Annotated in this window: 17 protein-coding genes and 1 riboswitch; of the genes, 10 read left to right on the forward strand and 7 right to left on the reverse strand. The window is 69.9% G+C overall.

From position 1 onward, the window contains the following. Positions 1–15 precede the first annotated feature (15 nt). Positions 16–900: a LysR substrate-binding domain-containing protein gene (locus tag DEI95_RS02940; RefSeq protein ID WP_111059328.1), complete on the forward strand. Its 885-nt coding sequence runs from the start codon at positions 16–18 to the stop codon at positions 898–900. Between the two features lie 12 nt (positions 901–912). Here the strand turns inward: DEI95_RS02940 and DEI95_RS02945 are convergent, their stop codons facing one another. The 4 genes from DEI95_RS02945 to DEI95_RS02960 all read right to left on the reverse strand — a co-directional run bounded on the left by DEI95_RS02945 (position 913) and on the right by DEI95_RS02960 (position 2869). Further along, positions 913–1173 carry a hypothetical protein gene (locus tag DEI95_RS02945; protein WP_111059329.1) on the reverse strand — a complete coding sequence of 87 codons (261 nt, stop codon included), beginning with the start codon at positions 1171–1173 and terminating at the stop codon, positions 913–915. Then, a complete protein-coding gene (locus tag DEI95_RS02950; RefSeq protein WP_181419408.1) occupies positions 1170–1652 on the reverse strand; it encodes an FBP domain-containing protein in 483 nt (160 codons plus the stop codon). The genes DEI95_RS02945 and DEI95_RS02950 overlap by 4 nt, the downstream gene beginning before the upstream one ends. Positions 1653–1732: 80 nt before the next feature. Beyond that, complete coding sequence (locus tag DEI95_RS02955; protein WP_110912034.1) at positions 1733–2470, reverse strand: M56 family metallopeptidase; 738 nt, start codon at positions 2468–2470, stop codon at positions 1733–1735. Between the two features lie 12 nt (positions 2471–2482). Further along, positions 2483–2869, reverse strand: a complete 387-nt coding sequence (locus DEI95_RS02960; RefSeq protein WP_110823987.1) for a BlaI/MecI/CopY family transcriptional regulator — start codon at positions 2867–2869, stop codon at positions 2483–2485. A 152-nt stretch (positions 2870–3021) separates the two neighbouring features. Further along, positions 3022–3139, forward strand: a riboswitch (glycine riboswitch). Between the two features lie 177 nt (positions 3140–3316). On the opposite strand from DEI95_RS02960, the gene gcvT reads away from it, so the two are divergent. The 7 genes from gcvT to DEI95_RS02995 all read left to right on the forward strand — a co-directional run bounded on the left by gcvT (position 3317) and on the right by DEI95_RS02995 (position 13532). Next, complete coding sequence (gcvT, locus tag DEI95_RS02965) at positions 3317–4432, forward strand: glycine cleavage system aminomethyltransferase GcvT (RefSeq protein WP_111059330.1); 1116 nt, start codon at positions 3317–3319, stop codon at positions 4430–4432. Between the two features lie 4 nt (positions 4433–4436). Continuing rightward, positions 4437–4814 (forward strand): glycine cleavage system protein GcvH, encoded by a 378-nt coding sequence (gene gcvH / locus DEI95_RS02970; RefSeq protein ID WP_110890319.1) that lies wholly within the window; start codon positions 4437–4439, stop codon positions 4812–4814. Beyond that, the gene (gene gcvP / locus DEI95_RS02975; protein WP_111059331.1) at positions 4811–7750 is read left to right on the forward strand and encodes an aminomethyl-transferring glycine dehydrogenase; all 2940 of its coding nucleotides are present in this window, start codon (positions 4811–4813) and stop codon (positions 7748–7750) included. The genes gcvH and gcvP overlap by 4 nt, the downstream gene beginning before the upstream one ends. Before the next feature lie 310 nt (positions 7751–8060). Next, positions 8061–9689, forward strand: coding sequence for an ABC transporter substrate-binding protein (locus tag DEI95_RS02980; protein WP_181436176.1), 1629 nt, complete (start codon positions 8061–8063; stop codon positions 9687–9689). Positions 9690–9920: 231 nt separating this feature from the next. Next, the gene (locus DEI95_RS02985) at positions 9921–10850 is read left to right on the forward strand and encodes an ABC transporter permease (RefSeq protein ID WP_110823666.1); all 930 of its coding nucleotides are present in this window, start codon (positions 9921–9923) and stop codon (positions 10848–10850) included. Beyond that, positions 10840–11790: an ABC transporter permease gene (locus DEI95_RS02990; protein ID WP_111059333.1), complete on the forward strand. Its 951-nt coding sequence runs from the start codon at positions 10840–10842 to the stop codon at positions 11788–11790. The genes DEI95_RS02985 and DEI95_RS02990 overlap by 11 nt, the downstream gene beginning before the upstream one ends. After that, a complete protein-coding gene (locus DEI95_RS02995; RefSeq protein ID WP_111059334.1) occupies positions 11787–13532 on the forward strand; it encodes an ABC transporter ATP-binding protein in 1746 nt (581 codons plus the stop codon). The genes DEI95_RS02990 and DEI95_RS02995 overlap by 4 nt, the downstream gene beginning before the upstream one ends. Before the next feature lie 98 nt (positions 13533–13630). On the opposite strand, the gene DEI95_RS03000 is transcribed toward DEI95_RS02995, so the two are convergent. The 3 genes from DEI95_RS03000 to DEI95_RS03010 form a co-directional block, all read right to left on the reverse strand. Beyond that, complete coding sequence (locus DEI95_RS03000; RefSeq protein WP_111059335.1) at positions 13631–14179, reverse strand: PH domain-containing protein; 549 nt, start codon at positions 14177–14179, stop codon at positions 13631–13633. Between the two features lie 175 nt (positions 14180–14354). Further along, positions 14355–14834 (reverse strand): peroxiredoxin, encoded by a 480-nt coding sequence (locus DEI95_RS03005; RefSeq protein WP_111059336.1) that lies wholly within the window; start codon positions 14832–14834, stop codon positions 14355–14357. Between the two features lie 143 nt (positions 14835–14977). Next, positions 14978–16660: an ABC transporter family substrate-binding protein gene (locus DEI95_RS03010; protein ID WP_111059337.1), complete on the reverse strand. Its 1683-nt coding sequence runs from the start codon at positions 16658–16660 to the stop codon at positions 14978–14980. A 144-nt stretch (positions 16661–16804) separates the two neighbouring features. On the opposite strand from DEI95_RS03010, the gene DEI95_RS03015 reads away from it, so the two are divergent. After that, a complete protein-coding gene (locus DEI95_RS03015; RefSeq protein WP_110823988.1) occupies positions 16805–17788 on the forward strand; it encodes an ABC transporter permease in 984 nt (327 codons plus the stop codon). A gap of 1 nt (position 17789) precedes the next feature. Next, on the forward strand, positions 17790–18800 hold the full coding sequence (locus DEI95_RS03020; RefSeq protein ID WP_110823672.1) for an ABC transporter permease: 1011 nt from the start codon (positions 17790–17792) through the stop codon (positions 18798–18800). Positions 18801–18804 lie beyond the last annotated feature (4 nt).

The following is an 18804-nucleotide window of genomic DNA, read 5'->3' on the forward strand; positions in this document are numbered from 1 at the left end:
CGATAGCATCCCGGTATGGATCGTGCTCCCGAGGTCGACCTCCGACAGCTCCGGGCGTTCCTGGCGCTCGCCGACGAACTGCACTTCGGTCGGGCGGCCGTCGACCTGGGGATCGCGCAGCCCGCGCTGTCCCAGCTCATCCGCCGCGTCGAGGTCGCCCTCGGCGTGGAGCTGTTCGCGCGCACCTCGCGGAGCGTCGCCCTCACGCCCGCCGGTCGGGTGCTGCAGTGTCGGGCGCGGTCCCTCCTGGCGCAGGCCCGACGGGACCTGGACGAGACGGTGCGGGTCGGACGGGGAGAGGCGGGTCGGCTCGACGTCGGGTTCGTCGTCTCGGCGCTGCCACTCGGTCCGATCGAGCGCGTGCAACGGTTCCGGGAGCGCTTCCCCCTCGTGCGCGTCGAACTCACCGAGGGGTTCTCCTCGCGGCTCGTCACCGCGGTCCAGCGCGGGGAACTCGACCTGGCCGTCGTGCGCGACCCGGACCCGGTCGACGGCGTGCGGTTCACCCGGTTCCGGAGCGAGCCGTTCGTGGCGGCGGTGCCGCGCGGCCACCGGTTCGCCGGGCGGACGAGCATCCGGGGGCCGGAGCTGCTCGACGACCCGTTCGTGTTCTTCCCCGCCGAGGCCGGCAGGCTCGCCACCGAGCGGAACACCGCGCCAGTGGCCTCGGGTGGTCGGCGTCCGGTGATCGTGCAGGAGGCCACGACCTGGGCGACCGTGCTGCACCTGGTCGGCGTCGGCCTCGGGGTGACGGTGCTGCCGGAGAGCGCGGCGCTGGCGGCCCCGGACACGGTGGTGCTCCTGCCGCTCGAGGGCAGCGCGCACCGCAGTGAACTCGTCTGGGCGTCCCGGTCGGGTGACGACCGCGAGGTCCTCCGCAACTTCGCCGCCGCGGACTGACCGGGCGCGGAGTCAGCCGAGCGGCAGGACCGGTGCGCGCTGGTCGCCGAGCTCGTCCTCGCGCCACGGACGGGTGCCGGTCAGCGCGAGCCCGAGCTGCACGAGCACGAACGCCACGTGGGGTTCGACGTCGGGGTCCCACGGCCCCTCGACGCCGAGGCCGAACGCGCCGAGCTCGTCGTCGGCCTCGTCCCGGAGCGTGAGACGCCACCGGCCGTCCCCGAGCTCCTCGGCGACGGCCCACCGTGCGGTACGGAAGCGGTCCGGCGTCACGCCGTCTTCATGATGTCGGCCGTGAAGTTGTGCAGCCGCGCGAGCAACGACTCGGACCGCATCGCGATCGTCGCCGGCGGGTTGAGGTGCGGCGGTGCCGTGCGGATGAGCATCGAGCAGCCGAGGTCCTCGCAGATGTACGAGCCGATCGTGTTGCCGTTCCGGCCGGCCTCACCCGCGCGGGCAGCGGAGAACAGACGCACCTGCGTCGCCGGCTGCGGGGAGTGGCAGAACGAGCACATCGCCGCGATGCCCGGACGGAGCGAACCACCCGCGGCCCGGACGACGATGCCGACGGGCTTGCCGTCCATCCAGGACACCATGTACCCCCGGCGGGCGGCCTGGGGGTCACGCCAGCCCAGGTACTCGCGTTCGTTCCACAACGTCTCGTGCAGCCCCGGGATCGGGAGCTGCGCGAGTTCGTCGGGCGTCGCGTTGACGAAGGACGATCGGATGTCGGATTCGGTGAGCGGCTGCACGGTTCCCCTCGCGGTGGCGGACCGGACCAGGCTAGCCCCGTGCGCCGACAGGCGGACGCAGCGCGGGCCTCCCGTCCGGTTCAGGACAGCCGGGAGGCCCGGACCGCGCCGAGCGCACCGGTCCCGTCCGCCACCAGCACCGCCCGACGGAGCGCGTCGCGGCCGACGCGACGCGCGGCGGCGTCGTCGGCGGCGAACTCGACGAGGACACGGGTGGACCGGGCCATCGCCCGTGCTCCCGGGACCCACGGCACGGCCCGTTCCACGGACTCGGCGAAGCCGACGACGGACGCGTGGTGCTGCCGGAGGTGGGCACGCTCGTGGGCGACCACGGCCTCCAGTTCGTCCGTGCGCAGCCGGTCGGCGAGCCCGGTGCTGACGAGGACACCGCCCGACCGGCCGGGCACGGCGCACGCCAGGGCGGTGTCGGCCTGCAGCACCGCGACGAGGGTGCCGTCCACCTCGCGGTGCGGTGCTGCGCCGGCGCGGAAGGCCTCGCGCACGGCCGCGTGCGCGGGACCCGGTCGGACGCGGACCGCGACGGCGAACGCGATCACGGCGAGGACGGCGACGCCCACGTTGAGCCCGTGGCTCGGCGAGTCGCCGATGCCGAACGGGTCGCCCAGCGGCCGGTCCGCGAGCACGACCAAGGCGATGCCGACGACGAACCCGGCCGTCCCGACCACCACCGCGGCCTGCCATGCGGCGATCGCCGTCCGCGGGCGGTCGATCGTCCACCCCGCCCGGGTGAGCACGCGCGGGACGAACGCGACCACGGCGAGGGCGAGCACGACCAGGCAGACGCCGGTGACGACCACGGGACGGACCGGTCAGGGACGGGTGCGCGAGTCGATCGCGCGGCGGAGGACCTCGAGGTCCCCGGACGCGAGCGAGCCGGTGAACTGCAGGAGCGCGGCCTCACGGTCGGAGGCCGCGGCGAGCGCGGTCGACATGAGCGACGCGGTGTGGTCCTCGCGGGAGTGCGCGGCACGGAAGGTCAGCGGAGCATCCGCGTGTTCCTCGCGCAGCACCGCACCCTTGCGGCCGAGCCGGTCGAGCACGGTGAGGACCGTCGTCAGGGCGGGCCGGGGCTCCCCGAACGCGTCGAGGACCTGGCGGGCGGTGAGCCCGTCGCTCGCCGAGGCGTCGGCGGACCAGAGCGTGTCGAGCACCGCCTGCTCGAGCTGCCCGCGGGGGCGCGATCGCTGTCCTGCCACGACCGCCACTCTACGTGATGTCGAACGGCCGACCGGTGCTCCCGCCGCCGTGGACCGGATCGGTGGTCGGGGAGACCGCCGGACGCGCAGTCCGACACATGCCCGTAACGCGGGCTCGGTATGCTCACCGGACAACAGAACACGACGGCCGACCACCCGCCGCGGGAGAGCCCGACCGGATCGCAGCGCATCATCGATGCTCCTCCGGTCCCGGGCACCGAAGGAGCAAGCTCCCCGCCAATCTCTCAGGTCCAACACCGCAGCGGACAGGCCACTCTGAAAAGCAGACGCGATCGACGTGGGCGCATCCCGCGGCGCACCGTCTCGCCCACGGTGAAAGCCGCAGGACCTCACGGGCCGCGGTGAAGCTCTCAGGCCCATGACAGAGGGGGAGTTCCGCACCCGACGACGGTCGTCGGGCCCTGCCGATGTCAGGAGGACTCCGTCTTGTCCGAACCACTGCGTTCGTCGCCGCTCGAGGCAGCGCACGAAGCCGCCGGTGCGACCTTCACCGACTTCGCCGGCCACCGCATGCCGGTCCGGTACTCGTCGGACCTCGCCGAGCACCACACCGTACGTCGAGCCGCAGGGGTGTTCGACCTGTCGCACATGGCCGAGATCGGCGTGCAGGGACCCGACGCCGTCCCCTACCTCGACGCCGCGCTCGCCGGGTCGTTCGGCGCGATGCCGGTCGGCCGGGCGAAGTACTCGCTGCTCCTCACCCCGGACGGCGGCATCCTCGACGACCTCGTCGTGTACCGCATCGGAGAGGACGTCTTCCTCGTCGTCGCGAACGCCGGCAACCGGGACGTCGCCGTCGCGGCCATGCAGGACCGTGCCGCCGGGTTCGACGTCCTCGTGACGGACGACTCCGACCGGACGGCCCTCGTCGCGATCCAGGGGCCGGCCGCAGCGGGCACGCTCGACGCCCTCGTCGTCGCCGACCGTCTGCAGCCGGAGTCCCCGCTCGACGAGCTCCGGTACTACCGCGTCCTGCACGCCCTGTTCGACGGCAGCGAGGTGCTCATCGCCCGCACCGGGTACACGGGCGAGGACGGCTTCGAGCTGTACAGCGACACCGAGGTCGCCCCGGCGATCTGGGACGCCCTGCTCGCCGCCGGGGCCGAGCGCGGGGTGGTGCCCGCCGGGCTCGCGGCGCGTGACACCCTCCGCCTCGAGGCCGGCATGCCGCTCTACGGCCACGAGCTCGACACCTCGGTCCGACCCGCACAGGCCGGACTCGGCCGGGTCGTCGCCACCTCGGGGTCCTTCGTCGGCGACGCCGGCGTGCAGCCGGCCCCCGACGCCCGCGTCCTCGTCGGCATCGTGATGGAAGGACGCCGTGCTGCCCGTGCCGGGTACGACGTCCTGCGCGACGGGGTCGTCGTCGGCACCGTGACCTCCGGCGCGCTCTCGCCGACGCTCGGCCACCCGGTCGCGATGGCGTTCGTCGACCCGGACTGCGCCGACGGGGGACAGGTCCTCCACATCGACGTCCGTGGCACCGCCATCCCCGGCACCGTGACCGCGCTCCCCTTCTACCGCCGCGCCTCGAAAGGCTGATCCCATGACCGACCAGACCGCACTGCAGTACACCAAGGACCACGAGTGGATCCTCGTCGAGGGCGACGTCGTCACCGTCGGCATCACCGACCACGCGGCCGAGCAGCTCGGTGACGTGGTCTACGTCGAGCTCCCCGCCGTGGGCACCACCACGACCGCCGGCGAGCAGCTCGGTGAGATCGAGTCCACCAAGAGCGTCGGCGAGCTCTTCGCCCCCATCGAGGGCGAGGTCGTCGAGGTCAACGAGGCCGTCGTCGCAACCCCGGACACCGTCAACCACGACCCGTTCGGCGCCGGCTGGCTCGTCAAGCTCAAGGTCGACGGCACGTCGTTCCCCGAGGACCTCATGGACCACGACACGTACCGGGCCTCGATCGCATGACCGCGGACCAGGACCTCACCACGTCGACGAACCTGCAGACCACCTTCGCCGACCGCCACATCGGCACGACGTCGGCCGAACAGCAAGCCATGCTCGACGTCGTCGGCCAGCCGTCGCTCGACGCCCTCGTCCGGGCAGCCGTCCCCGAGTCGATCCACGCCGCACCGGTCGCGCACTCGAGCGTGCCGACCGCGGTGGGGGAGACCGAGGCGCTCGCGGAACTGCGGGCCGTGGCCGGGCGCAACACCGTCCGCCGCGCGATGATCGGCCTGGGCTACTCCGACACGCACACGCCGGCGGTCATCCAGCGGAACGTGCTCGAGAACCCGAGCTGGTACACGGCCTACACGCCGTACCAGCCGGAGATCTCGCAGGGCCGGCTCGAGGCGCTCATCAACTTCCAGACGATGGTGTCCGACCTCACCGGCATGGCCACCGCGGGCGCCTCGATGCTCGACGAGGGCACGGCCGTGGTCGAGGGCATGCTCCTCGCCCGTCGCGCCTCGAAGGTGAAGGGTGACGCGTTCCTCGTGGACGCCGACCTCCTGCCGCAGACCGCCGCGATCCTCGGCCACCGCGCCGAGGCGGTCGGCATCACCCTGCGGTCCTTCGACGCCGCGGACGGCCCCACCGACGAGCAGCTCGACGGTGCCTTCGGCGTCGTCCTGCAGTACCCCGGCGCCTCCGGCCGGATCGTCGACCCGAGCCGCACCGTCGAGCGCGTCCACGCGGGTGGCGGCATCGCCGTCGTCGCGGCGGACCTGCTCGCGATGACGCTGCTCGCGAGCCCCGGTGACCTCGGTGCCGACGTCGCGGTCGGGACCAGCCAGCGCTTCGGCGTCCCGCTCGGGTTCGGCGGACCCCACGCCGGGTACCTCGCCGTCCGCGCGGGCCTCGAGCGTCAGCTGCCGGGCCGGCTGGTCGGGGTGTCCTTCGACGCCGACGGCAGCATGGCCTACCGGCTCAGCCTCCAGACCCGCGAGCAGCACATCCGCCGCGAGAAGGCGACGAGCAACATCTGCACCGCGCAGGTGCTGCTGGCCGTCATGGCGTCGATGTACGCGGTCTACCACGGGCCCGAGGGCCTGCGGTTCATCGCGTCCCGGGTGGCCCGGACGGCCACGGCCCTCGCCGACGTCGCCCGCGCAGCCGGCGCCGAGCTCGTGCACGACGCCTTCTTCGACACCGTCACGCTCCGGTTCGCCGGCCGCGCGGAGTCCGTCGTCACGGCAGCGCACGAGGCCGGGTACCTGCTGCACCTCGTCGACGCCGACACCCTCCAGCTCTCGGTCGACGAGACCACCACGCCCGAGGACGTCGTCGCCCTCGCCCGGGTGTTCGGCGCGACCGACGTGACCGTCCCGGCGATCGAGACCGCCGTGCGGGACGCGACCACGGGCGTCGCGTCCGGGCTGGAGCGCGCGAGCGCGTTCCTGACCCACCCGGTGTTCAGCGCCCACCGCAGTGAGACGCGGATGATGCGCTACCTCAAGCACCTGTCCGACAAGGACTACGCGCTCGACCGCGGCATGATCCCGCTCGGCAGCTGCACCATGAAGCTCAACGCGGCGACCGAGATGGCCGCCGTGACGTGGCCCGAGTTCGCCCGACTGCACCCGTTCGCCCCGCGCGGGGACGTGGAGGGCTACCTCGACATGATCGGGGACCTCGAGACCTGGCTCGCCGAGGTGACCGGCTACGACACCGTCTCGGTGCAGCCGAACGCGGGCAGCCAGGGCGAGCTCGCCGGACTCCTCGCGATCCGCGGCTACCACCGCTCCCGCGGCGACGAGGCACGCACGGTGTGCCTCATCCCGTCGAGCGCGCACGGCACGAACGCGGCGTCGGCGGTCCTCGCCGGCATGCGGGTCGTCGTGGTCGCCTGCGACGAGGACGGCAACGTCGACCTCGACGACCTCCGGGCGAAGACCGCGCAGCACGCCGAGCAGCTCGCCGCGCTGATGATCACGTACCCGTCGACCCACGGGGTGTACGAGCACGACATCACCGCGGTCTGCGACGCCGTGCACGACGCCGGCGGCCAGGTCTACGTCGACGGCGCGAACCTCAACGCGCTGCTCGGGCACGCCCGATTCGGGGACTTCGGCGGGGACGTCTCGCACCTCAACCTGCACAAGACCTTCTGCATCCCGCACGGTGGTGGCGGTCCGGGCGTCGGGCCGGTCGCCGCGAAGGCGCACCTGGCACCGTTCCTGCCCGGGCACCCGATGGCGCAGGAGGCCGACCGGCGGACGGGTGCCGAGGCGTCGACCGAGGACGGCCGGCTCGCGCACGCGGGCGGTCCGGTCTCCGCCGCGCCGTACGGCAGCCCGAGCATCCTGCCGATCACCTGGACCTACGTCCGGATGATGGGCGTCGAGGGCCTCACCCGCGCCACCGAGGTCGCCGTGCTCGGCGCGAACTACCTGGCGGCGCGGCTGCGCGAGGCGTTCCCGGTCCTGTACACGGGTGAGTCGGGTCTGGTCGCGCACGAGTGCATCCTCGACCTCCGCCCGCTGCGGGAGGCGACGGGGATCACCGTCGACGACGTCGCGAAGCGGCTCATCGACCACGGCTTCCACGCCCCGACGATGTCGTTCCCGGTCGCGGGCACGCTCATGGTCGAACCGACCGAGAGCGAGGACCTCGCCGAGCTCGACCGCTTCGTGGACGCGATGCTCGCCATCCGGGCCGAGGCGGACGCGGTCGGCCGGGGGGAGTGGCCGGCGGAGGACAACCCGCTCGTGAACGCCCCGCACACGGCAGCGTCGGTCATCACCGGCGAGTGGGACCACGCCTACACGCGGGAGCAGGCGGTCTACCCGTCGGCCGGGCAGGCGACGCGCAAGTACTGGCCGCCGGTGCGCCGCATCGACCAGGCGTACGGGGACCGGAACCTCGTGTGTGCGTGCCCGCCGATCGAGGCGTTCGCGTAGCCGGATCGCCATCCTGACGACGACGGTGGAGCGCTCCGACCACGAGCCGCTCTCGACCACACCTGTGGTTCACCGGGACGTCACCTGGACGATGCACGGACCTCGATGCAAACGCAACAGATCACCTGATCCCGGCTCGCGCACGCGGGGAAGTTGCACTTTGCCGCAACGATCCTGCAACTTGGTTTCAGACGTGTAACCGATGTGCGCTGGGTTTGGACGGGCCCCTCAGCACTGCCTACAGTTCAGGAGTCAAACGCGGCGGGAGGGACCTCTGTGCCCGGCGCGTCCCATGCACCAGGAGGAACTCTTGATCAAGAAGCGCGCTGGGCTCTCTGCCCTCGCCGTGCTCGGGGCCACAGCTCTCGCCCTGACCGGCTGCTCCGGCAACGGTGGCGGAAGTGGCTCGGGCTCCGGCTCCACGAACGCCAACGGCATCGTCACCACCAACGGCAGCGAGCCGCAGAACCCGCTCATCCCGTCGAACACCACCGAGACCGGTGGCGGCAAGATCATCACGTCGCTGTTCGACGGTCTGTTCACCTACGACGCCGACGGCAAGCCGGTCAAGGAACTGGCGAAGAGCGTCGAGACCGACGACTCCAAGACCTTCGACATCACGATCAACACCGGGTGGAAGTTCACCAACGGTGAGGAGATCACCGCGGAGTCCTTCACGAAGGCGTGGAACTGGGCGGCGCAGAAGTCGAACGCCCAGGGCGCGAGCTACTTCTTCGAGAACATCGAGGGCTACGACGCCGACAAGGACTCCGAGCTCACCGGCCTGAAGGTCGTCGACGACGACGAGTTCACCGTCACGCTCAAGTCGGCGCAGTCGGACTTCCCGCTGTCGCTCGGCTACAACGCCTTCGTGCCGCTCCCCTCGGCGTTCTACGACGACCCCAAGGCCTTCGGTGAGAACCCGATCGGCAACGGTCCGTACAAGCTCGACGGCAAGAAGGCCTGGACCCACAACCAGGACATCAAGCTCGTCGCGAACGAGGACTACCAGGGCAAGCGCAAGCCGAAGAACGGTGGTCTCACGATCACGTTCTACACGACGCCGGAGACCGCGTACTCCGACGCCCAGGGTGGCAACCTCGACGTCCTCGACGTCGTGCCGGACTCGGCGTTCTCGAACTACAAGTCGGACTTCCCCGACTCGAACGTCAACCAGGCCGCCGCGATCTTCCAGGCCATGTACCTGCCCTACTACCTCGAGCACTGGAAGGGTGAAGAGGGCCAGCTGCGGCGCGAGGCGATCTCGATGTCGATCAACCGCAAGCAGATCACGGACAAGATCTTCCAGGGCACCCGCACCCCGGCCAAGGACTTCACCTCCCCGGTGATCGACGGCTGGACCGGCGACCTGAAGGGCTCCGACGTCCTGAAGTACGACCCGGACGAGGCCAAGAAGCTCTGGGCCGAAGCCGACAAGATGTCGAAGTACGACGACACCCTCACCATCACCTACAACGCCGATGGTGGCCACGAGGCATGGGTGACCGCCGTCACGAACTCGATCTCGAACACGCTCGGCATCAAGGCCGAGGGCAACGCGGTCCCGACGTTCGCCGAGGCACTCGAGCTCCAGACGGACGACAAGCTCGAGGGCGGAAGCCGCACCGGTTGGCAGGCCGACTACCCGTCGCTGTACAACTTCCTCGGCCCGACCATGGGTGAGGGTTCGTCGAACAACTACTCGCGCTACGACTCGGCCGAGTACAACGAGCTGCTCGCCAAGGGCCGTTCTGCCGCGACCGTCGAAGAGGGCAACAAGTACTTCGACCAGGCGCAGGAGCTCCTGTTCAAGGACCTCCCCGAGATCCCGCTCTGGTACTCCAACGTCACCGGCGTGTGGTCCGCGGACAACGTGAAGAACGTCAAGTTCGGCTGGGACTCGGTGCCGCTGTACTACGACATCGAGGTCACCAAGTAACACCGGTCCTCGCGGAGGACCCATCGCGAGCAGGTATCCTGCTCCGCGGCCAACCGGACGGGGGTTCGGGGACCACACGGTCCCCGAACCCCCGTACCACGGCGGCTACACCTTCCCCCACGACCGCGGGCGCCGCCGCCCGCACCGGACACCCGTGCCGACCCTCGGACCGTCCACCCCACACGACATGAACCTGAACGACATGCGCGCTGCGAACCAGGCAGGGATCTGATGCTCTGGTACCTCGGCAAGCGCCTCCTGCAACTCATCCCCGTGTTCTTCGGGGCCACGTTCCTCATCTACTTCATGGTCTTCTCGCTGCCCGGCGACCCGATCGCCGCGCTGTTCGGCGACCGCCAGCCGTCGCCGCAGGTGATCGAGCAGCTCCGGGCGCAGTACAACCTGGACAAGCCGTTCATCATCCAGTACCTGCTGTGGGTCGGCGGTCTCTTCCGCGGTGACCTCGGGGTCACGTACTCGGGCCTCCCGGTGAGCCAGCAGCTCGCCCAGGCGTTCCCGATCACCGCCCGTCTCGCGATCCTCGCGCTGGTCTTCGAGGCCGTTGCCGGCATCCTCGTCGGCGTCATCGCCGGCCTCCGCAAGGGCAAGTGGTTCGACGCCACCGCGCTCGTCGTCTCGCTGCTGCTCATCTCGGTGCCGACCTTCGTCGTCGGCTTCCTGCTGCAGTACGTCTTCGGCATCAACCTCGGGCTGTTCCGCGTCACGGTCTCCGGTCAGGCACCGTGGTCGGAGCTCGTGCTGCCGGCGATCGTGCTCGCGACCGTGTCGTTCGCCTACATCGTGCGCCTCACCCGCGCGAGCGTCGCCGAGAACATGAGCGCCGACTTCGTGCGCACCGCGACCGCGAAGGGCCTGTCCCGTCGTCGCGTCGTGACCGTGCACATCTTCCGGAACTCGCTCATCCCCGTGGTCACCTACCTGGGCGTCGACATCGGCAGCCTGATGGTCGGCGCGATCGTGACCGAGGGCATCTTCAACATCAACGGCGTCGGTGGGACGGTCTACAAGGCCGTCACGCTCGGCGAAGGCCCGACGGTGGTGTCGTTCGTCGCCGTGATGGTCATCATCTTCATGCTCGCCAACCTCCTGGTCGACCTGCTCTACGCCGTCCTGGACCCGAGGATCCGCTATGCCAAGTAACACCGAACCGCGATCGGCCACGCACTACGTCGCCCCGATCGAGGAGACGCCGCTGCAGGCGGTCGACCAGGTCAACGTGGACGAGAAGACCCGTTCGCTGTGGACCGACGCGTGGGAGTCCATGCGTCGTCGTCCCACGTTCTGGGTCTCCGCGGTCCTCATCCTGCTGATCCTCGTGGTCGCGATCGTCCCGGGGCTCTTCACGCACGTGGACCCGCGCGCCGCGAACCTCGACTACAGCGACGAGGGTGCCCGTGCCGGACACCCGCTCGGGTACACCCGTCAGGGGTCCGACGTGTTCGCCCGCGTCATCTGGGGTGCACAGAACTCGCTGCTCGTGGGGCTGCTCGCGACCGTGCTCGTCACGATCGTCGGCGTCGTCATCGGCGCGATCGCCGGGTTCTACGGCGGCTGGCTCGACGCGGTCGTGTCCCGCATCGCGGACATCTTCTTCTCGATCCCGACCGTCCTCGGCGCGATCGTGATCATGTCGGTCATCCCGCAGCGCAACGCCATCACGGTGTCGCTCGTGCTCGCCGTGTTCGCCTGGCCGCAGATCGCGCGCATCATGCGTGGTGCCGTGCTCAGCGCGAAGCAGTCCGACTACGTCACCGCCTCGGCGGCGCTCGGTGTCAGCCGCTTCCAGACGCTGGTCAAGCACGTCATCCCGAACTCGCTCGCACCGGTCATCGTCGTCGCGACCGTCTCGCTCGGGACGTTCATCGTCGCGGAGGCGACCCTGTCGTTCCTCGGCATCGGTCTGCCGCCGTCGGCGCTCAGCTGGGGTCTCGACATCGGCACGGCGCGCAGCTCCATCCGCACGAACCCGTCGACCATCTTCTGGCCGTCCGCCGCCCTGTCCATCACCGTGCTCGCGTTCCTCCTCCTCGGTGACGTGGTCCGCGACGCGCTCGACCCGAAGGCGAGGGCCCGCCGATGAGCGAGACACTCACCCAGCTGAACGCCCGGACGTCCGGTGCCGCCGGCGCCCCGCTGCTCGAGATCACCGACCTGCACGTCGGCTTCCAGACGCAGAGCGGTCTCGTGCAGGCCGTGCGCGGCGTCAACATGACGCTCGAGCAGGGCGAGCGCCTCGCGATCGTCGGCGAGTCCGGATCGGGCAAGTCGACGAGCGCCCAGGCGATCATCAAGCTCCTGCCCGGCACCGGCCAGATCACCGGCGGCTCGATCAAGCTGAACGGGCGCGAGCTCGTCGGCATGAACGAGAAGCAGATGGCCGAGATCCGCGGCACCGAGATCGGGTACGTCCCCCAGGACCCGATGTCGAACCTCAACCCGCTCTGGAAGATCGGTTTCCAGGTGGAGGAGGCGATCAAGGCGAACGGGATGGCGACGGGCAAGGCCGCCGTCCGCGCCCGTGCCGTCGAGGTCCTGCAGGAGGCCGGGCTCGGCGACGCCGAGAGCCGTCTCAAGCAGTACCCGCACGAGTTCTCCGGCGGCATGCGCCAGCGCGTGCTCATCGGGATCGGCCTGTCCAGCCGGCCGAAGCTGCTCATCGCCGACGAGCCGACCTCCGCGCTCGACGTCACCGTGCAGCGCGTCATCCTCGACCACCTGGAGAGCCTGACGCGCGACTTCGGCACCTCGGTCCTGTTCATCACCCACGACCTCGGGCTCGCCGCCGAGCGTGCCGAGAAGCTCGTGGTGATGTACAAGGGCCAGGTCGTCGAGGCCGGTCCGTCGAAGGAGATCCTGGCCGACCCGCAGCACCCGTACACGCAGCGCCTCGTCGCTGCGGCGCCGTCGCTCGCGAGCCGCCGGATCCAGTCCAAGGTGCAGCACCAGACGGTGGACATCGCGTCCGGCACCGGCAGCGAGGACGACGAGCTCCTGTCCCGCGCCCACGAGCGCGAGAGCAAGCCGACCGAGGACCTGATCGTGGTGAAGGACCTGCAGAAGGTCTACAAGCTGCGTGGGCAGGGCATCGCGACCCGCGAGCTCAAGGCCGTCGACGGTGTGTCGTTCTCGATCCCGAAGGGCACCACCACGGCGCTCGTCGGCGAGTCCGGCTCCGGCAAGTCGACGGTCGCCAAGCTCGTGCTGCAGCTCGAGTCGATCACCGCCGGCTCGGTGCAGTTCGACGGCATCGACATCGGCGCGCTCAAGGGCAAGGACCTGTTCGACTTCCGTCGCCGGGTGCAGCCCGTGTTCCAGGACCCCTACGGGTCGCTCGACCCGATGTACAACGTCGGGAACACGATCGCCGAGCCGCTCAGCACGCACAAGGTCGGTGACAAGGCGTCCCGCCGCGCGCGGGTGCTCGAACTGCTCGACCAGGTGTCGCTGCCGAAGTCGATGGTCAACCGGTACCCGAGCGAGCTGTCCGGTGGGCAGCGGCAGCGCATCGCCGTCGCGCGCGCGCTCGCGCTCAAGCCCGAGGTCATCGTGCTCGACGAGGCCGTGTCCGCACTCGACGTGCTCGTGCAGGGGCAGATCCTCGACCTGCTGACCGAGCTGCAGTCCGAGCTCGGCCTGACCTACCTGTTCATCACCCACGACCTCGCGGTCGTCCGTCTGGTCGCGGACAACGTGTGCGTCATGCGCAAGGGCCAGATCGTCGAGAAGGCGACCACCGACGAGGTGTTCGCCAACCCGCGGGAGCAGTACACGAAGGACCTGCTGGCAGCCATCCCCGGCGCCGGCTTCGAGTTCGGACGCTGACCCGCCGCACCTCGCGTCCGCCGGAACGCGCCGCCCCGATCACGGGACGGCGCGTTCCGTCATCGAGGGACGGACGCCGACGTCTGAGGTGGGCCGGTTCAGAGGCGCGCGCCGGCGAGGCTCGCGGCGATGCCCAGCACGACGAGCGCGGTGATCGACCAGCCGTGGACGCGGTGCACGATCGGGGCCGCGGTGACCGTGGCCGGGGGAGCACCGTCGTACACGACCGGCGCGGGGACGGACGCGCGGATCTCGTCGGCCGCCGCGGCGACGCCCACCGGCACCGGGCCTCCCGGCTGGAGCACCGCCAGGCGGGCGTCCGGACGCGGCGCGATCCAGACGCGCTGCTCGCCCTGGTCGGTGACCACCGCGAGCCCGTACTTCGTCCGGACCTCCCGGACGCGCCGCCACGCGAACCGGGTGGTGCGGCGCACGTCGACGACGACCAGGGCGTCCTCGGTGATCTCGATCCGCGGACGCCACAGCACGACCCACGCGAACCAGGCGGTGAAGAGCGACGGCACGGGGACGAGCAACGCGGCGCCCGGCCCGTTCGTGACGAGGCCGATGACGACGAGGGCTGCGGCGACGATCCAGAGGACGACGGCGAAGCGGCGCATGTTCGTCGCGACGATCCGGGCGGGCATGGAGCAAGCCTAGGAGACCCGGCCTCGGGCGGTGACGAGAGCGCCTCCTCGGGACCACCAACCGAGCGGGCCAGACGGGCCGTGCGCGTACCGGTGGACCTGATGTCCCGAGGAGGCGAACCCGGGGGTCGTCGTCCAGACCATGGTCACGCCGACACGGCCGGCTGTCAACGGGTCAGACGACGAGCGCCTCGATCTGGCCGCGGATGACCTGGGCGCTCGGGAAGCGCAGTCCGACGAGCCCGACGTGCCGCCAGCGGATGACGCCGTCCGGACCGATGACGAAGACGGAGCGACGGAGTCCGATCCCCGGCAGGTGGACGCCGTAGGCGCGGATGACGTCACCGCCGACGTCCGACAGAAGCGGGAACGCGAGCGAGGCGCCGCGCGCGAACCCCTCGTGCGAGTCGAGTCCCTGCGGGCTGATGCCCCAGACGACCGCGCCGAGGTCGCGGAAGTCGTCGAGTTCCTCCTGGTACGAGCAGAGCTGCGCGGTGCACACGGGCGTCGCGTCGCCGGGGTAGAAGGCGAGGACCACCGGGCGACCGATCTCGGAGGCGAGCGAGTACTCCGCGTCGGTGCGGACGCCCTGGCGGACGAGCATGCCGGGCAGGGTGAAGGCGGGGGCGGCGGAACCGATCTCGGGGATGGCCATGAGGCAGATCGTACGGTCCAGGGGCCCGTCGATCCGTGGACCGCACCGAGGATCCCCTGCGAGCTCGCGCACCGGATCGACGAAGGGGCCGGACGCAGTGCGTCCGGCCCCTCCCTCGATCAGCGGGCACCGCCCGTGGACGGTCAGTCGGTGAAGCCGACCTTCGTCCAATCGATGTTCTGCGCCCCCGCGAACGCACCGTAGTTGGCGAGCTTCGGGTTCTGCGCGACGAGCGCCGGCTTCGCGGTGATCGGCATGGAGTGTCCGATCGCCCAGACTTCCTCGTCGATCTTGTTCCAGATGGCGTTCGCCTTGTCCGTGTCCGGCTCGGACAGGGCCTGCTTCGTCAGGTCGTCGATCTCCTTCGAGCTGACCCGGCCGTAGTTCTGGCCGACGTCACCGGAGGTGTAGATCGTCGCGCTGCTCGAGTGGAAGCCGGTGCCACCCCAGACGAAGATCGTCATGTCGTAGTTGCCCGGCGTGACGTACTGCTCGAAGAAGTCGTCCGTGGCGACCGACTTCAGCTTCAGCTCGACGCCGACTTCCTTCAGCTGCTGCTGCATGACCTGCGCCAGCTGCTGCGACGTGGGAGCGCCGGACGGGATCGTGATCGCGATGGAGAGCTTCTTCCCGCCCTTCGAGCGGTACGCGCCGTCGGTCTTCCACCCGTCGTCGTCGAGCAGCTGCTTCGCCTTCTCGACGTCGAACGTCGCGTTCGGCTTGGTGTTCGACGTGTAGCCCTTGTCCGTGGACAGGAACAGGTGGTTGTCGAGCGTGCCGAGCTTGTACGGGAGCGTGCCGCCGATGACCTGCGCGAGCGCGTCACGGTTCACGGCGTGCTGGATCGCCAGCCGGAGCTGCTTGTCCTTGAGCAGGCCGTTCGACGAGAAGTCGACGTGCGTGTACTGCGCGGACGTCGACGCGAGGATCCTCGTGTTCTTCGCCTTCTTCACGCGGTCGAAGCGCTCGGAGGTCGTCGTGAGGACGGAGTCGATCTCCTTGTTGAGGTAGGCGTCGACGTCGGCGTTGCCGTCCAGCGACCGGAAGATCACCTGGTCGAGCTTCGGCTCGTCGCCCCACCAGTTGTCGTCCGGCTTCATCGTGACGGTGCCGGCGGTCTCGTCGAGGTCGGTGATCTCGTAGGGCCCGGAGGAGACCGGGACCTTGCCCTTGTAGCCGTTGTTGAACTGCTCGGGCGTGCTGGTCTGGCTGGCGGGGTAGAGCGGGCTGAAGAGCGACTTCCAGTCCGAGAACGGGGTCGAGAACGTCACGACGACGTCCCGGTCGGTCGCGCCCTTCGTGACGGACTCGATGTCCTCGTAGCCGGTCGAGCCGGCGATGAGGTACGCCTCGTCCTCGCCGTTCGTGGTCTTCCACTCGTTCTCGAAGTCACGCCAGGTGATCGGCGTGCCGTCGTTCCACTGCGCCTCGTCGTTGATCGTGTACTCGATGGTCAGCGGGTCGTCGCTTGTGACCTCGGCCTTCGTCACGTAGTCCTGGTTGAGCGCCGGGGCGCCCTTCGCGTCGATCGTGTAGATGAACGGCATCGTCGCCTGTTCGATCGTCGACGCGTCGACGAGCGGGCCGTCGACCTGGTTGTAGTTCCACTGCGAGACCCATTGCGAGATCGGCAGACGGAGCGTGCCGCCGTCCTGCAGGTCGGAGACCGGCGTGGCGTTGATCTGGGCCGAGGTCGGCAGTGACTTCTTGCCCGAGTCGTTCCCACCGGTCCCGCCGGAGTCGCCGGAGCCGCCCGAGCAGCCGGTGACGGCGAGGGCGATGCCGGCGAGGGCCGCCGTCACCGCGAGGACTTTCCTGTGCTTCATGTGGTTCCCCTCTGGAAGTTGTCGTCGAGCCTAGGGCCCTCCGAAGGGGGTAGAGCGCGTTTTCTGCTGTCGACGTCCTTTCGTTACGTGGCGGGACGTCGGACGACATGTACCGGAAACAAACCAGGCCCTATGGTGGCCTCCATGATCCGCTTCCTGGGGCGGCGACTCGTGTACTACGTCGTGCTCGTGTTCCTCGCGACCTCGCTGACCTACTTCCTCGCGTCAGCGACGTTCAGTCCCCGTTCCGTGTACGCGCAGCGCAATCCGGCTCCGTCAGCACAGGTCATCGACGCGAAGCTCGACGACATCGGCGTCAACGACAAGACGCCCATCGTGATCCGGTACACGCACTGGCTCGGTGACGTCGCGCACGGTGACCTCGGGCAGACGATCCAGGACCGCCCCGTCAACGAGCAGTTCTTCCCGCGGCTCGGGGTCAGCCTCCGGCTCCTGCTCGTCGGGTCGGTCGCGGGCATCGTGCTCGGCGTGCTCGTCGGCGTGTGGAACGCGATCCGGCAGTACCGGATCTCCGACCGGGTGAGTGCGGCGATCTCGATCGTCCTGTTCTCCACGCCGGTGTTCCTGACGGCCGTGTTCCTGAAGATCGGAGCGACGAAGCTCAACCAGGACGCCGGCAGCCAGCTCATCAACTTCACGGGGGAGGCGACGCCGGGGCTCGACGGGACACCGTGGACGCTGCTCCTCGACCGCGGCGCGCACCTGCTGCTGCCGACGATCTCGATCGCCGTCGGTCTCATCGCGATCTACAGCCGGTACCAGCGGGCGACGATGCTCGACGTGCTCGGCTCGGACTTCCTCCGGACCGCGCGGGCGAAGGGCCTCACCCGCGGCCGGGCGACGTTCAAGCACGGCCTCCGCACGGCGCTCATCCCGATGACGACGCTGTTCGCCTACGGGTTCCTCGGCATCCTGACCGGTGCGACCCTGACCGAGAAGATCTTCGCCTGGAACGGGCTGGGGTCGTGGTTCATCGACGCGGTGAACAACAACGACGTCAACGTGGTCACGGCGTACACGCTGTTCGCGGCGGTCGTGGTGCTCGTCGCCGGCTTCCTCGCCGACCTCGCGACCGCTGCGCTCGACCCGCGCGTCAGGAGGGCATGACATGACCGACACCCGGATCGAACCCGTCGACCCGTCGCTCGTCGCGCGCAGCGACGTGCCGGCCCGTCCGACCGCGCAGGGCAACCGGATCCTCCAGACGGTGCGCCGGCTCTTCATGAACCGCGGCGCCGGGATCGGCGTCGTCGTCGTCCTGCTGCTGTTCGCCTTCGCGTTCATCGGGCCGCTCGTCAGCCCGTGGCAGTACTCCGAGATCGACTACACCTCGTTCACCCGGCCCCCGAGCGGTGCGCACTGGTTCGGGACGAACGGCATCGGGCAGGACGTCTTCGCCCAGACCGCGCGCGGCATGCAGAAGAGCCTGCTCATCGGGCTGCTCGTCGCGGTGTTCTCGACCGCCATCGCCGCGATCACCGGGGCAGCGGCGGGCTACTTCGGCGGCTGGGTCGACCGCATCGTGATGTTCTTCGTCGACATGCTGCTCGTCCTGCCGTCGTTCCTCATCATCGCGATCATCAGCCCGCGCATCCAGAACGCCGGGTGGATCGTCCTCGTGGTCCTCATCACCGTCTTCGGCTGGATGATCACGGCACGTGTCGTGCGGGCCATGACCCTGTCGGTGAAGGAGCGCGAGTTCGTGCGGGCCGCCCGGTACATGGGCATCGGGCCATTCCGGATCATCTTCCGGCACATCCTGCCGAACGTGGCGTCCTTCCTCATCATCGACGGCACGATCCAGGTCGCGACCGCGGTGCTCGGCGAGACGACGCTGAGCTACTTCGGGTTCGGCGTGCAGGCACCGGACGTCTCGCTCGGGACGCTGATCGCCCAGAACCAGGACAACGCCCTGACGAGTCCGTGGCTCTTCTACTTCGCCGCCGGGGCCCTCGTGGTGTTCGCGATCGCCGCGAACCTCATCGGGGACGGGCTCCGCGACGCGCTGGACCCGACCTCGACGACCGGGAAGCGCCAGAAGCAGAACCGTCGTCGTGACCAGAACCAGGCGGCCGTCGACGTGGCCGCGCTGAACACACAGGCCGGATCGGGCGCATGAGCGT

The sequence above is a fragment of the Curtobacterium sp. MCBD17_008 genome (genome assembly GCF_003234475.1).
Lineage (GTDB): Bacteria > Actinomycetota > Actinomycetes > Actinomycetales > Microbacteriaceae > Curtobacterium.

Coding starts and splice junctions, on each gene's coding strand:
- DEI95_RS03010 (WP_111059337.1), bottom strand. CDS start 16,660: ATGAAGCACAGGAAAGTCCTCGCGGTGACGGCGGCCCTCGCCGGCATC.
- DEI95_RS02985 (WP_110823666.1), top strand. CDS start 9,921: ATGCTCTGGTACCTCGGCAAGCGCCTCCTGCAACTCATCCCCGTGTTC.
- DEI95_RS03000 (WP_111059335.1), bottom strand. CDS start 14,179: ATGCCCGCCCGGATCGTCGCGACGAACATGCGCCGCTTCGCCGTCGTC.
- DEI95_RS02990 (WP_111059333.1), top strand. CDS start 10,840: ATGCCAAGTAACACCGAACCGCGATCGGCCACGCACTACGTCGCCCCG.
- DEI95_RS02995 (WP_111059334.1), top strand. CDS start 11,787: ATGAGCGAGACACTCACCCAGCTGAACGCCCGGACGTCCGGTGCCGCC.
- DEI95_RS02940 (WP_111059328.1), top strand. CDS start 16: ATGGATCGTGCTCCCGAGGTCGACCTCCGACAGCTCCGGGCGTTCCTG.
- gcvH (WP_110890319.1), top strand. CDS start 4,437: ATGACCGACCAGACCGCACTGCAGTACACCAAGGACCACGAGTGGATC.
- DEI95_RS03020 (WP_110823672.1), top strand. CDS start 17,790: ATGACCGACACCCGGATCGAACCCGTCGACCCGTCGCTCGTCGCGCGC.
- DEI95_RS03005 (WP_111059336.1), bottom strand. CDS start 14,834: ATGGCCATCCCCGAGATCGGTTCCGCCGCCCCCGCCTTCACCCTGCCC.
- gcvP (WP_111059331.1), top strand. CDS start 4,811: ATGACCGCGGACCAGGACCTCACCACGTCGACGAACCTGCAGACCACC.
- DEI95_RS03015 (WP_110823988.1), top strand. CDS start 16,805: ATGATCCGCTTCCTGGGGCGGCGACTCGTGTACTACGTCGTGCTCGTG.